The following is a 13,568-nucleotide window of genomic DNA, read 5'->3' on the forward strand; positions in this document are numbered from 1 at the left end:
CTACGCGGCGCCCCGGGCGCTCTCGCCCTGCAGGATCTCCTTGAGGAAGTATCCGGTGTGGCTGCCCGGTGTCTCCGCGACGCGCTCCGGTGTGCCCGTCGCGATCACCTCGCCGCCGCCGGCACCGCCCTCCGGGCCCATGTCGATGATCCAGTCCGCCGACTTGATCACGTCGAGGTTGTGCTCGATCACGATGACCGTGTTGCCCTTGTCGAGGAGCCCGTTGAGCACCAGCAGCAGCTTGCGCACGTCTTCGAAGTGCAGACCGGTGGTCGGCTCGTCGAGCACGTAGACGCTGCGGCCGTTGGAACGGCGCTGCAGTTCGGTGGCGAGCTTGACGCGCTGCGCCTCGCCTCCGGAGAGGGTGGTGGCGCTCTGGCCGAGCCGGACGTAACCGAGTCCGACATCCACGAGGGTCTGCAGGAAGCGGTGGATCGCCGAGATCGGCCGGAAGAACTCCGCCGCCTCGCTGATCGGCATGTCGAGCACTTCTGCGATGTTCTTGCCCTTGTAGTGCACGGCCAGGGTGTCGCGGTTGTAGCGCGCTCCCCCGCAGACCTCGCACGCGACGTAGACGTCCGGCAGGAAGTTCATCTCGATCTTGATCGTGCCGTCGCCGGAGCACGCCTCGCAGCGCCCGCCCTTGACGTTGAAGCTGAACCGGCCGGGCAGGTAACCGCGCGACTTCGCCTCCATCGTCTCGGAGAACAGCGTGCGGATGCGGTCGAAGACGCCCGTGTAGGTGGCCGGGTTGGACCGTGGGGTGCGCCCGATCGGCGCCTGGTCGACGTGGACGACCTTGTCGAGGTTCTCCAGCCCGGTGACCGCCTTGTGCTTGCCCGGCAGTTTGCGAGCGCCGTTGAGCTTGTTGGCGAGCACCCGGTAGAGGATGTCGTTGACGAGCGACGACTTGCCGGAGCCGCTCACCCCGGTGACGGCCACGAACGTGCCGAGCGGGAAGTCGACCGTGACCTTCTTCAGATTGTTGGCCTCGGCGCCGACCACGGAGATCATGCGCTTCTTGTCGATCTTGCGGCGCTTGGCCGGGATCTCGATCTCCTTGCGGCCGGAGAGGTAGTCGCCGGTCAGAGAGTCTCTGTTCTGCAGCAGCTCGTCGTAGGAGCCGGAGTGCACGACGTGACCTCCGTTGACGCCGGCGCCTGGGCCGATGTCGACCACCCAGTCCGCCGTGCGAATGGTGTCTTCGTCGTGCTCGACCACGATGAGGGTGTTGCCGAGGTCACGCAGGGCGACGAGGGTGTCGATCAGGCGTCGGTTGTCCCGCTGGTGCAGCCCGATGCTCGGCTCGTCGAGCACGTACAGCACGCCCGTGAGGCCGGAGCCGATCTGCGTGGCCAGCCGGATGCGCTGGGCCTCGCCACCGGAGAGCGTTGCGGCAGCGCGCGACAGGTCGAGGTAGTTGAGCCCCACCTGGATGAGGAAGTCGAGACGGAGCTTGATCTCGCGCAGCACCTGCGCGGCGATCTTCTCCTCGCGCTCGGTGAGGTGGAGCTTGTCCATGAAGAGCCGGGCGTCGCTGAGGCTGAGCTGTGACGCGTCCGCGATGCTGGCGCCGTGTACGAGGACGGCGAGGACCTCGGGCTTGAGGCGCTTGCCGCCGCACACGGAGCACGGGACCTCGCGCAGGTACTCCGCCCACCGGGCGCGCTGCGTGTCGGTCTCGGCCTGGAGGTACTGACGCTCGATGTACGGCACGACGCCCTCGAAGCCGGAGGTGTAGCTCATTTCACGGCCGTAGCGGTTCTTCCACTTGACCTTGACCTCGAAGTTGTCGCCGCGCATGACCGCGTTGCGGACCTCTTCCGAGAGCTTCTTCCACGGCGTCTTCAGGGAGAACTTCAGGTCGCGGGCGAGGCCGTCGAGCAGCTTCTCGTAGTACTGGAACAGTCCCCTGCCCTGCGTCGTCCACGGGATGATGACGCCATCGGCGATGCTGACGTCTTCGTCGCCGAGCAGCAGATCCTCGTCCACCGCCATGCGGGTGCCGAGGCCGGAGCACTCCGGGCAGGCGCCGAACGGTGCGTTGAACGAGAAGGTGCGCGGCTCGATCTCGGTGAGCTGGATGGGGTGGTTGTTGGGGCAGGACAGCTTCTCGCTGAACGTGCGCCACGCATCCGGGCCCTCTTCGTCGACGAAGTTGACCTGGACGAGACCGTCGGTGAGCCGCAGAGCGGTCTCCAGCGAGTCGGTCAGTCTGCTCAGGATGTCTGGCCCGGCGACCAGGCGGTCGACGACGACGGAGATGTCGTGTTTGTACTGCTTCTTGAGGGTCGGCGGGTCGCTGAGCTGGACCGGCTCTCCGTCGACGAGCGCGCGCGAGTAACCGCTGGCGGCCAGCTCCTTGAAGAGGTCGACGAACTCGCCCTTCTTCTGCGAGACGACCGGGCTGAGCACCTGGTAGCGACGGCCGGTCTCGAGCTCCATGAGCTGGTCGGCGATCTGCTGCACCGTCTGGCGCTGGATGGGCTCGCCGCAGACCGGGCAGTGCGGCACGCCGATGCGCGCCCAGAGCAGGCGCATGTAGTCGTATATCTCGGTGATCGTGCCGACCGTGGACCGCGGGTTGCGGTTGGTGGACTTCTGATCGATGGAGACGGCGGGGCTCAGACCCTCGATGAAGTCGACGTCCGGCCTGTCCACCTGACCGAGGAACTGGCGCGCGTACGCGGACAGCGACTCGACGTAGCGGCGCTGCCCCTCGGCGAAGATCGTGTCGAAGGCGAGCGACGACTTGCCCGACCCCGACAGCCCGGTGAAGACGACGAGCGAATCCCTCGGGATCTCGAGATCGACGTTGTGCAGGTTGTGCACACGCGCTCCCCGCACGCTGAGGTGTGAACCGGTCACCTTGCCCATAACCACCCGATCAATTTCAGTCACTCGATCAATTCTCCGCTACTCTCCGCCGCACGCCAGCCGTGTTCGCCCAGCGCAGATCGAAGATATGTTCGATTGTACCGGCTCATCGACAGACCTGTCACCGCACGCCGCCGAGTCTATGCCGCACCACCGACATTGCTTGGAGACAGCGGCGGATCACTGGTGCGGACGGCGCAGCAGCACGGGGGCGGCGACGAGCACGAGGGCGACGACCGTCGCCCCGGCGAGCACGGCCGGCCAGATCGCGGCGGCGCCGCGCGCGGCACCGGTGAGCGCGAGCAGACCGGCCGTCGCCGCCTGAACGGGCACCTGGACGAGAGCGAACCTGCGCAGCGACGACAGCAGGACGGCGGGCTGCAGACGCGCGAACGGCGGGACGACGAGCATCCACGTCGCCGTGAGGTGCAGGGCGTGCGCGCCGGCGATCAGCGCGTATACGCGCCACTCCCCGACCGACTGGGGATGCAGCAGCACCGTGAACGCGAGCGCCCCGATGAGGAACCACGCGGTCAGCCAGCGCGGAACCGCCACGGCCGCGGCGGTCAGTGCGAGCGAGACGGCCACCCAGAAGCCGGAGTCGGCGACCGTGACGCAGAGGAATACGGCGATGACGGCGAACAGTGCCCTGACCCACCAGCCGGGCACGGTGAAGCCGAGCTCCGGCTGCGGGGTGGTCGCGTCGCTCATCGCGCCCTCCGCGGCCTGCTCAGCTCGCGCAGCCGCGCATCCCGTGCTCCTGTCGGCAGGCCGGACGCGTCGGCATCCTGCCAGACGAGCACGTCGATGCCCGCTGCGGCCAGCCTGCGGAGGCGCAGGGTGCGTTCCAGCTCCACGACGCGGAGCGCCAGCCGCTCCCTGGCGGGCAGGTCGCGGGTGAGCCTGGCCGGGAGGACGTCGACCGCGATCACCCGGTGCCCGGCCGCCCGCCAGGCGAGCGCCAGCCGCAGCGGTTGCTCGTCGAGGAACGTCGACATCACGTAGACCAGCGCGCCGGGCGCGAGGATCGGGGCGCGGACCCGCTCGGTCGCGGCGCCCCGGGGAGCGGTGAGCTCGACGGCGCGACGCACCCGGTGCAGGTGACGTGCCCCCGCGCGCGGCGGGACGGCACGAGCAGGATCGGCGAGGTCGTCGAAGCCGACCATGTCCCCCGCGGCGACATACGCCCCGGCGAGCGATACGACGGCCTCCCGCGCCAAGTCCTGCGACGAGACCCCCGGCAGGGGATGCAGTGCCGCCCAGTCGGCCACCCTCGCGGTCAGATCGTCCCTGCTGTCGATGACGAACTGCACAGAGGCGTCCGAGGTCGCCATTGTGCGGCGGACGAAGAGCTCCCCCGCATTCTGGGAGCGCCTCGCCGTCGCCTTCCAGTCGATGCGGCGCAGCCTGTCCCCCGGCTGGAACCGATCCACGTCGCGGAACTCGCCGCCGTCGCCGGGGCGGGCAGACGGATGCGGACCGGTCAGGCCGATCAGGCGCGCGGGCAGCGGAAGGCTCCTGATCGGGACGACGCGTGGCCGCACCACCCTGTCGAGCGACGGACCATCCGCGGTGTCCCCGACGAACGCCGCGTCGGCGCCGATCGCCCTGGCACCGAGCCTCAGCAGACGCTGCGGACCGGAGTGGCCGACGACGATGTTCGTGGCGATGGCAGCGGCGGTGCGCTGGGTCACGACGGCGTCGAGCGGCGCACGGTTCGGGAGGGCGATGCGCACGCCGAACGCGTCGACCGGCGCGGGGGTGGTGACGGAGCCCGTGGCCCGGACAGTGGCGCCCTGGGTGGGAGGCGCGGTTGTCGCGCGCGTGCGCGTGCTGGGGGTCGGGGCCGCCTGGACGTCGGCGGTCGAGGCGGGCGCGCCCGGCGCGGCGTCGGCGTGTGCGGAGAACGACAGAGGGATGCGTTCGGCCGGGCGCCGATCCCAGCCGAATGCGGCGGCGACCAGCAGCGGGACACCGACCATCGCCAGTTCAACACGCCCGGCGACGAAGCCGGCGCCGAGGCAGAGCACTGCGACGAGCAGCGCAGCGACGACGGCTGGGCTGAGATTCCAGTGGGTGGAGGTGGTGCGCGCGGGGTCCGCTGCTGGTGGCATTTCGCCCGGCTCGCTCGCCGTGGGGTCGCTCACCCCGGGAGTCCCGCATCCGGTGCCGTGGCGGGGACCGCGTCCCTGGCTGAGCCGATCGACGGGGGGCCAGGCACCGCGTTGACCACCTCGGCCACCACCTGGGAGGCCTGCACGCCGCTCGTCCACGCCTGAACGGTGAGCGAGAGGCGGTGGGCGAGGACGGGGATCGCGACGGCCTTCACATCGTCGGGGATGACGAAGTCGCGTCCTGCCATCACGGCGCGGGCGCGGGCGACGAGCAGGAGTCCCTGGGAGCCGCGGGGCGACGCCCCCACCTCCACAGCGCGGTGGCGACGGGTCGCCGCGGCGATGGCGACGCAGTATGCGGCGATGTCCGGGTCGACGTCGACCCGTTCGACGCCGTCCTGCATGGCACGAAGCGTCGCACCGTCGATGACCGGCTCGACAGTGGCGATCTCCCTGCGTCTGCTCACACGGGCGAGGAGGACGCGGCTCTCGCCGTCCGCATCCGGGTAGCCGACGCTCAGGCGGGTCATGAAGCGGTCGAGCTGCGCCTCCGGCAGCGCGTACGTGCCCTCGAACTCGATGGGGTTGGAGGTGGCGACGACGTGGAACGGGTGCGGCAACGGGAAGCTCTGGCCCTCGACCGTCACCTGGCCCTCCGCCATCGCCTCCAGCAGCGCCGACTGGGTCTTCGGCGACGTGCGGTTGATCTCGTCGGCAAGGAACAGGCCGGTGAAGATGGGGCCGGGCCGGAACACGAACTCCGCCGTCGACGGCGCGAACACGAAAGAGCCGGTTATGTCGGCCGGAAGCAGGTCGGGCGTGCACTGCAGCCGACGGAAGTCGAGCCCGATCGCCGACGCGATGCTGCGGGCGGCGAGCGTCTTGCCGAGTCCGGGGACGTCCTCGAACAGGACATGCCCGCCCGCGAGGATGGTGGCCAGAGCCAGCTGGAGCGCCGACCGCATCCCCACCACAACGCTTCCGACCCTGTCGAGCACGTCGGAACTCAGGCGCGCGATCTCCGCCACGGCGAGGGCGGCGCCCTGCTGCGAGTCGGCCGGGGAGGTGGGGCTGTCGGTGGTCATGGGCGCGGCTCCTCGGGCGTGGCGGGCGTGGTGCGTGTGGTGGGTGTGGTGGGCGTGGTGGCTGCTGACCTGGTCGACCCGGTGGATGCGGTGGGCACGGCAGCCGAGTTGTGGTCAAGGGGGCCGACGGGGGCGTCGGCGACGTGGGCGAGGCGGTCGATGATCGCCTCGTAGGTTGCGGTCTTCGGGGACTCCGCGCTGCCACGCCGGAGCAGGCGCACGGTGTCCTGACCGAGGATGCGCGCGATCTCGGGGGCGTCTGCCGGGGCGTCGAGGTCGAGGCCGTGGAGGTCGAGCGTCTGGGCGGTCACGGAGCGCAGGCGGCGCACCGCCTCCGGCGCGACCCCGCCGCCTTTGGTGTGCAGCGCCCAGCCGAGCTGCGATACGTCGCGTCTGGCACCGTCGCGCGGGAGGACAGGGTCCGGCGCCCAGCCGACGAAAGCCTGGTCTCCGAGCAGCGTCACGCAGGCGGCCACGGCCAGGAGGACCGCCGCCAGTCCGGCCGCGTGCGCGGCGTCGAGGCCGAAGAACCAGGCGAGGAAGCCGACGACGATGGCGAGCACGACGCATCCGGCGAGCCGCCAGCGGAGACCGACGGCGAACAGCAGTGTGCGGCGCGGGGCCGGCTCCTGGGCGGGTGCGGCATCCGGTGTTGCGGGCGACGCGCTCGGCGCGGTCCCGTCCGTCCGCGACGCGCTCGGCGCGGTCCCGTCCGTCCGCGACGCGCTCACCGGCCCGCTCCCCCGCTGCCGGGCGCCGCCCCGTGCGGCGCAGCCGTCCAGGACTCGCGCAGGGCGTCCACGGCGTCCCGCGCGCGGTCGACATCGTCGGCCGTGACGGGCGCGTCGCTGAACCGCGCGCGGAGGTACAGGGCGAGCAGGCTGTCTGCCGCCGCCCGGTCGGTGGCCGCGCGGACGACGACGCGCGCCGTGAACTCGCCCGGGGTCTCGGCGGGGAGTCTGCGCATCCCGGAGTCGGTGGCGGCCTCCTCGAGTCCGATCCAGGCGCGCTCGATGGCGTCCCGGGGTTCGCGGCGCTCGCCCAGCCGGTCGTGGGCGAGGTCGAGGCCGCGGCGGACCTGCACGGGCTCCGGGCTCGGTTCCGGCTCGGGCGCGGCGTCGCCGAGCGCGTCCGGCAGCTCGGGGAGCGTGTCGCGCTCAGGGAGCTGCAGGCGGCGGCGCACTGCGCGCCAGATCAGGGCGGCGACGACGACCAGTACGAGGACGGCGGCTGCGAGGACGAACCAGGAGATGTCGAACCGGCCGGCCTGGTGCAGCTCGCGCGGCGCAGGGCTGGCGGAATCCGTCTGACCGGTGAGGTTCTGCGGCAGCGGCTGCTGGCTGGCGGCGGGCGGGACCCACCGCATCCCGGAGAAGACCGGCGCGCCCTGCACGGCCAGCGCGATCACGGCGACAAGCGCGAGCGCCGAACACGCGAGCAGCATCCGATGACGCTTCATCGCCCCGCCGTCGTCGTCGCGCTCACCCTGCCACCGTATACCGCACGGCTCAGCCCAGGTGACCAGCCTTCTCCATCTGGCGGAGGTCGCGCTTCAGGTCGCCGAGTTCGTCGCGCAGGCGGGCGGCGAGCTCGAACTTGAGTTCGCCGGCCGCGGCCAGCATCTGGTCGTTGAGGTCGGCGATGAGCGCTTCGAGCTCGTTAGCACCCTGCGCAGCGATGCCGCCCTTGCGGAGGTTGGGCGTCGGGCTCTTCTTCTTGGCCTCGCGCCCGGCGAGCATCGCCGCCGTGTCAGCACCCTCGCGGGCGAGGACGTCGGTGATGTCCGCGATGCGCTTGCGCAGCGGCTGGGGGTCGATGCCGTTGACCCTGTTGTACTCGACCTGCCTCTCGCGGCGTCGGGTGGTCTCCTCGATGGCGTTCTTCATCGAGTCGGTGAGGACGTCCGCGTACATGTGCACTTCGCCGGATACGTTTCGGGCCGCACGTCCGATGGTCTGGATGAGCGAGGTCGAGGACCGCAGGAAGCCCTCCTTGTCCGCATCCAGGATCGCAACGAGCGACACCTCCGGAAGGTCGAGACCCTCGCGCAGCAGGTTGATGCCGACCAGCACGTCGTAGACACCGGCGCGCAGTTCGGTCAGGAGCTCGACGCGACGGAGCGTGTCGACGTCGGAGTGCAGGTAGCGGACCTTGACTCCGCCCTCCGCGAGGAAGTCGGTGAGCTCCTCGGCCATCTTCTTGGTGAGCGTGGTGACGAGCACGCGCTCGTCGCGCTCGACGCGCAGCCGGATCTCCTCGAGCAGGTCGTCGATCTGACCCTTCGTCGGCTTGACGACGATCTCGGGGTCGACCAGGCCGGTCGGGCGGATGATCTGCTCGACCACGCCGTCTGCAATGCCCATCTCGTAGCGACCGGGCGTGGCGGACAGGTAGACCGTCTGACCGACGCGGTCCTTGAACTCGTTCCACTTGAGCGGCCGGTTGTCCAGCGCGCTCGGCAGACGGAACCCGTGCTCGACCAGCGTGCGCTTGCGGGAGGAGTCGCCCTCGTACATCGCCCCGATCTGCGGCACGGTGACGTGCGACTCGTCGATCACGACGAGGAAGTCGTCTGGGAAGTAGTCGAGCAGGCAGTTGGGGGCCTCGCCGGGCTGACGGCCGTCGATGTGGCGCGAGTAGTTCTCGATGCCGGAGCAGAAGCCGATCTGCTCCATCATCTCGATGTCGAACTGCGTGCGCATCCGGAGTCGCTGCGCCTCGAGGAGCTTGCCCTCGCGCTCCAGTTCGACCAGCCGGTCGTGCAGCTCGGTCTGGATGGTGCCGATGGCGCGCTGCATCGTGGCAGGGCTGGCCGCGTAGTGGGTGGCAGGGAAGATCGAGACCGCATCCACTTTGGAGATGATGTCTCCGGTGAGCGGGTGCAGCGTGTAGATGGCCTCGATCTCGTCGCCGAAGAGCTCGATGCGGACGGCGTGCTCCTCGTAGACAGGGATGATCTCGATGGTGTCGCCGCGCACGCGGAACTTGCCACGGGAGAAGTCGACGTCGTTGCGCTCGTACTGCATCCCGACGAAGCGACGGATGAGCTTGTCGCGCCCGACGTTCTCGCCCACCTGGAGCGCGACCATGGCCTCCAGGTACTCCTCCGCCGCACCGAGGCCGTAGATGCAGGAGACGGTGGAGACCACGATGACGTCGCGACGGCTGAGCAGCGAGTTGGTGGTGGAGTGCCGCAGCCGCTCGACCTCGGAGTTGATCGACGAGTCCTTCTCGATGAAGGTGTCTGTCTGCGGGACGTATGCCTCCGGCTGGTAGTAGTCGTAGTAGGAGACGAAGTACTCGACGGCGTTGTTCGGCATGAGCTCGCGGAACTCGTTGGCGAGCTGCGCCGCGAGCGTCTTGTTGTGGGCGAGCACGAGCGTCGGACGCTGCACCTGCTCGATCAGCCACGCTGTGGTGGCCGACTTTCCGGTTCCGGTTGCGCCGAGGAGGACGACGTCCGTCTCACCGGCGTTGATACGGCCGGCGAGCTCGGCGATGGCCTGGGGCTGGTCACCGCTCGGCTGGTATTCGCTGACGACCTCGAACGGACGGACGGCGCGCGTGGGTTGCATGTGTCCAGTCTAGGAAGGACCACCGACATTCCTGCCGGTGTGCGCTCTGAGCGGAACGCTCAGCCGCGCAGCCCGTCCCACAGCGCGTCGGTCTGCGCGATGGTCTGCTCCAGGCTGCCGTCGGTGTCGATCACGACGTCGGCCACCGCCAGCCGCTCCTCGTCCGTCGCCTGCGAGCCGACGCGTCGCCGCGCCTCCTCCTCGTCCGTCCCGCGCAGCTCCACCAGTCTCCGGATGCGCGTGGCGGCCGATGCGTGAGCGACCACCACCAGGTCGAACGGGTACTCGTTGGCCGACTCGACCAGGAGAGGAACGTCGTAGACGACAACGGCATCGGGGTCGGCCTCCCCCGCGGCGCGGAAGCGCTCGGTGGACGTGGCAAGCACGGCGGGGTGGGTGATCGCGTTGAGCTTCAGCCGCGCATCCTCGTCGGCGAAGATGATCGCGCCGAGCGCCGGGCGGTTGAGCGAGCCGTCTGCGGCGATCACGCCGGGGCCGAACGTCTCCGCGATCCGCGCCAGCGCCGGCGTGCCGGGCTCGACGACCTCGCGGGCGATCCGGTCGGCGTCGACGACGACGGCTCCGTGCTCGGCGAGACGGCGGGCGATGGTCGATTTTCCGGAGGCGATGCCGCCGGTGAGTCCGATCAGGTGCACCCGTCCATGCTAGCGGCGCGCATCCACCGGTTAACGCCGGAACGGCCGGCCCCCGAAGGGACCGGCCGTTCCAGATGAACCGCTTAGGAGTTCGAGCTGAGCTTCTCGCGCAGTGCGGCGAGCGACTCGTCGTCGGCCAGCGTTCCGCCCGTGGTGGACTCGGAGGTGAAGGTCGAGCCGCCGGTGGACGTGGTGCCCTCGGCAGCGGCCTCTTCGAGACCCTTCGCGACCTGCTTCTTGTGAGCCTCCCAGCGAGCCTGGGCTGCAGCGTAGTCCTGCTCCCACTTCTCGCGCTGGGCCTCGAAGCCTTCCTTCCACTCGTTCGTCTCGGGGTCGAAGCCCTCAGGGTACTTGTAGTTGCCCTGGTCGTCGTACTCCGTGAGCATTCCGTAGAGCGCCGGGTCGAACTCGGTGCCCTCGGGGTCGACGCCCTCGTTCGCCTGCTTCAGCGAGAGGGAGATGCGGCGACGCTCGAGGTCGATGTCGATGACCTTGACGAAGACCTCGTCGCCGACCGAAACGACCTGCTCGGCGAGCTCGACGTGCTTGCCGGACAGCTCCGAGATGTGCACGAGGCCCTCGATGCCGTCTGCGACGCGCACGAACGCACCGAACGGAACCAGCTTGGTGACCTTGCCCGGCGCGACCTGACCGATCGCGTGGGTGCGGGCGAAGACCTGCCACGGGTCCTCCTGGGTGGCCTTGAGCGACAGCGAGACGCGCTCGCGGTCCAGGTCCACCTCGAGGATCTCGACGGTGACTTCCTGACCGACCTCGACGACCTCGGAGGCGTGCTCGATGTGCTTCCAGGAGAGCTCGGAGACGTGGACGAGACCGTCGACGCCGCCGAGGTCGACGAACGCGCCGAAGTTGACGATCGACGACACGACACCCTTGCGGACCTGACCCTTGTGCAGGTTGTTCAGGAACGTAGTGCGGCTCTCGGACTGGGTCTGCTCGAGCAGGGCACGGCGCGACAGGACCACGTTGTTGCGGTTCTTGTCGAGCTCGAGGATCTTCGCCTCGATCTCCTGGCCGAGGTACGGCGTGAGGTCGCGCACGCGGCGGAGCTCGATGAGCGACGCCGGGAGGAAGCCGCGGAGGCCGATGTCGACGATGAGGCCACCCTTGACGACCTCGATCACGGTGCCGGTGACGACGCCGTCGGCTTCCTTGATCTTCTCGACATCGCCCCACGCGCGCTCGTACTGAGCACGCTTCTTGGACAGGATGAGACGGCCTTCCTTGTCCTCCTTCTGGAGAACGAGGGCCTCGACCGTGTCGCCGACCTCGACGACCTCGGTGGGGTCGACATCGTGCTTGATGGAGAGTTCGCGGGAGGGGATGACACCCTCGGTCTTGTAACCGACGTCGAGGAGGACCTCGTCGCGGTCGATCTTGACGACGGTACCTTCGATGAGGTCTCCGTCGTTGAAGAACTTCAGCGTCTTTTCGACCGCGGCAAGAAAGTCTTCAGCAGATCCGATGTCGTTGATGGCGACCTGCTTGGGTGCCTTGTCGGTCGTTGCGGTTGTCATGTAGTGAGTGCTCCGTTATGGACATAATTCAGGCCGGTCGCGGTGGTGCTTCTGTTAGGTTCCGCAAACGGCAGGCGGATAGAGGTGTCACAAAGGTGACAGTCCAGTCTAGCGGGGTGAAGAGGTGGTGGGCAACCTGCGCGCGGCGACGATGTCGGTGAGCGCTTTCTCGAGGTCGGGCTCGGCGAATTCGTAGCCGGCTTCGACCAGCCTCTCCGGCACGACCCAGCGGCTTTTCAGCACCAGCTCGGTCTCCGTGCGGATGGCGATCGAGCCGGCTTCGAGCATCCACCGGTATGCGGGAAGACCGAACGGGACCCGCAGCACGCGGCGCAGGGTGGCCATGAAGGTGCGGTTGTCGGTGGGGTTCGGGGACGAGACATTGACGACGCCGTCCAGCTCAGGATGCGCGCGCACGAACTCGATGACGCCGAGCACGTCCGCGATGTGCACCCAACTGAACCGCTGCCGGCCGGCCCGCGCCCGGAACTCGTGGAAGGTCCCTGCGTTCCTGCGGGCGGCCGTGGCGAACCAGCGGCCGTCGCGCTGCGGGCCGCCGAGACCGGACTGCGCGAGACGGATCAGCGGGAGCAGCGCGCTGCCGTCGCCGAGCACGATGGCCATGCGGAGCGCGACCCTGCGGGTGTGCGGCAGCTCCTGCTCGAAGAACGCGCGCTCCCACGAGGTGGCGACGTTCACGGAGAACCCCGTGCCGAGCTCGCCGCCTCGCTCGGTCATCGGCCGGTCTTCCGCGTGGCGGTAGATGGTGGCGGTCGACGAGTTGATCCAGAGCGGCGGCGGGCTGTCGCTCGCGGCGATGGCCGCTCCGATCGCCCGAGTGGTGTCGAGCCGGGAGCGGAAGATCTCGGCCCGGTTCGCGTCCGAGTACCGGCAGTTGACGCTCTTGCCCGCCAGATTGATCACGACGTCGGCACCGTCCACCAGCCTGCGGATGCCGTCAGCGTCCCCCCAGACCGCGTCGGCTCCCCGGCGTCCGATGGTCTGCACGACGTCGCCGGATGCCCGGAACGCGTCGGCCAGGTACTGCCCGATGAAACCGGATGCCCCGGCGATGACGATGCGGCTGCTCACGCGGTCCGCTCCCCCTGTTCGATCACGTAGCGGAACGTTCCCGCGTACTCGTAGAGCCTACCGACGACCGGCAGGTCGAGCGTGATCGAGACGCGCTGAGCGTCCACATCGTCGTCGTACCGCTCGGAGAGCACCACGCGTGGCGCGATCGGCGCTGGCACCGGGATGCGCGCCCTCCCGAGAAGGAACGCAACGGCCGTCGAGGTGAGCACCAGCCCGCCGTCGACGACGGCGGCGTCGAACCGGGCGCTCACCCGCGCCGGACGGCCGAGCGTGTCCACGATCGTGCGCCCGTCGACGGCGATCTCGTCTACCATCGCACGGCGGCCTGTGGCGAACCGGAACACCCTGACGGCCCTCACCGATGGCGCGCCGGACGCCGCCGCATCCGGCACGTTGGACACCGTGAACGGCACGTCCCTCTGCCACACAGGGAAGACGACGTGCGCCCGAGCGAGCAGCCAGAGCGCAGGCCACAGCCAGCGCCGGGGCGTGCCGACAGTGTCGAACACGCCCCGGCCGAAGCCGTGGCCGCCCTCCGGGATTCCGTCGAAGTACGCCATCAGCCGCGGATGCAGCCCATCGAAGGCGTCTCCGAGCGCCACCCGGTACGGCGACGTCGCCACGCGCG

General features: G+C 69.5%; 11 protein-coding genes. All 11 read right to left on the reverse strand.

Features of this window, described 5'->3' with window-relative positions:
- On the reverse strand, positions 1-2,877 hold the full coding sequence (gene uvrA / locus ACYVGI_RS07500; RefSeq protein WP_460632418.1) for an excinuclease ABC subunit UvrA: 2,877 nt from the start codon (positions 2,875-2,877) through the stop codon (positions 1-3).
- A gap of 180 nt (positions 2,878-3,057) precedes the next feature.
- Positions 3,058-3,588 carry a hypothetical protein gene (locus tag ACYVGI_RS07505; RefSeq protein WP_460632001.1) on the reverse strand — a complete coding sequence of 177 codons (531 nt, stop codon included), beginning with the start codon at positions 3,586-3,588 and terminating at the stop codon, positions 3,058-3,060.
- Positions 3,585-5,024 (reverse strand): DUF58 domain-containing protein, encoded by a 1,440-nt coding sequence (locus ACYVGI_RS07510; protein ID WP_460632002.1) that lies wholly within the window; start codon positions 5,022-5,024, stop codon positions 3,585-3,587. Before ACYVGI_RS07510 ends, ACYVGI_RS07505 begins: the two co-directional genes overlap by 4 nt.
- Positions 5,021-6,076, reverse strand: coding sequence for an AAA family ATPase (locus ACYVGI_RS07515; protein ID WP_460632003.1), 1,056 nt, complete (start codon positions 6,074-6,076; stop codon positions 5,021-5,023). The genes ACYVGI_RS07510 and ACYVGI_RS07515 overlap by 4 nt, the downstream gene beginning before the upstream one ends.
- The gene (locus tag ACYVGI_RS07520; protein ID WP_460632004.1) at positions 6,073-6,807 is read right to left on the reverse strand and encodes a hypothetical protein; all 735 of its coding nucleotides are present in this window, start codon (positions 6,805-6,807) and stop codon (positions 6,073-6,075) included. Before ACYVGI_RS07520 ends, ACYVGI_RS07515 begins: the two co-directional genes overlap by 4 nt.
- Positions 6,804-7,535: a DUF4129 domain-containing protein gene (locus ACYVGI_RS07525; protein ID WP_460632005.1), complete on the reverse strand. Its 732-nt coding sequence runs from the start codon at positions 7,533-7,535 to the stop codon at positions 6,804-6,806. The genes ACYVGI_RS07520 and ACYVGI_RS07525 overlap by 4 nt, the downstream gene beginning before the upstream one ends.
- Before the next feature lie 49 nt (positions 7,536-7,584).
- Positions 7,585-9,651, reverse strand: coding sequence for an excinuclease ABC subunit UvrB (uvrB, locus tag ACYVGI_RS07530; protein ID WP_460632006.1), 2,067 nt, complete (start codon positions 9,649-9,651; stop codon positions 7,585-7,587).
- A gap of 59 nt (positions 9,652-9,710) precedes the next feature.
- Positions 9,711-10,307, reverse strand: a complete 597-nt coding sequence (coaE, locus tag ACYVGI_RS07535; protein WP_460632007.1) for a dephospho-CoA kinase — start codon at positions 10,305-10,307, stop codon at positions 9,711-9,713.
- An 83-nt stretch (positions 10,308-10,390) separates the two neighbouring features.
- Complete coding sequence (rpsA, locus tag ACYVGI_RS07540; protein ID WP_055894045.1) at positions 10,391-11,845, reverse strand: 30S ribosomal protein S1; 1,455 nt, start codon at positions 11,843-11,845, stop codon at positions 10,391-10,393.
- 108 nt (positions 11,846-11,953) lie between these two features.
- The gene (locus ACYVGI_RS07545; RefSeq protein WP_460632008.1) at positions 11,954-12,937 is read right to left on the reverse strand and encodes an epimerase; all 984 of its coding nucleotides are present in this window, start codon (positions 12,935-12,937) and stop codon (positions 11,954-11,956) included.
- Complete coding sequence (locus ACYVGI_RS07550) at positions 12,934-13,563, reverse strand: DUF4166 domain-containing protein (protein WP_460632009.1); 630 nt, start codon at positions 13,561-13,563, stop codon at positions 12,934-12,936. The genes ACYVGI_RS07545 and ACYVGI_RS07550 overlap by 4 nt, the downstream gene beginning before the upstream one ends.
- Positions 13,564-13,568: the final 5 nt, after the last annotated feature.

This window comes from Leifsonia lichenia (assembly GCF_054780215.1).

Coding starts and splice junctions, on each gene's coding strand:
- uvrA (WP_460632418.1), bottom strand. CDS start 2,877: ATGGGCAAGGTGACCGGTTCACACCTCAGCGTGCGGGGAGCGCGTGTG.
- ACYVGI_RS07505 (WP_460632001.1), bottom strand. CDS start 3,588: ATGAGCGACGCGACCACCCCGCAGCCGGAGCTCGGCTTCACCGTGCCC.
- ACYVGI_RS07515 (WP_460632003.1), bottom strand. CDS start 6,076: ATGACCACCGACAGCCCCACCTCCCCGGCCGACTCGCAGCAGGGCGCC.
- ACYVGI_RS07525 (WP_460632005.1), bottom strand. CDS start 7,535: ATGAAGCGTCATCGGATGCTGCTCGCGTGTTCGGCGCTCGCGCTTGTC.
- uvrB (WP_460632006.1), bottom strand. CDS start 9,651: ATGCAACCCACGCGCGCCGTCCGTCCGTTCGAGGTCGTCAGCGAATAC.
- rpsA (WP_055894045.1), bottom strand. CDS start 11,845: ATGACAACCGCAACGACCGACAAGGCACCCAAGCAGGTCGCCATCAAC.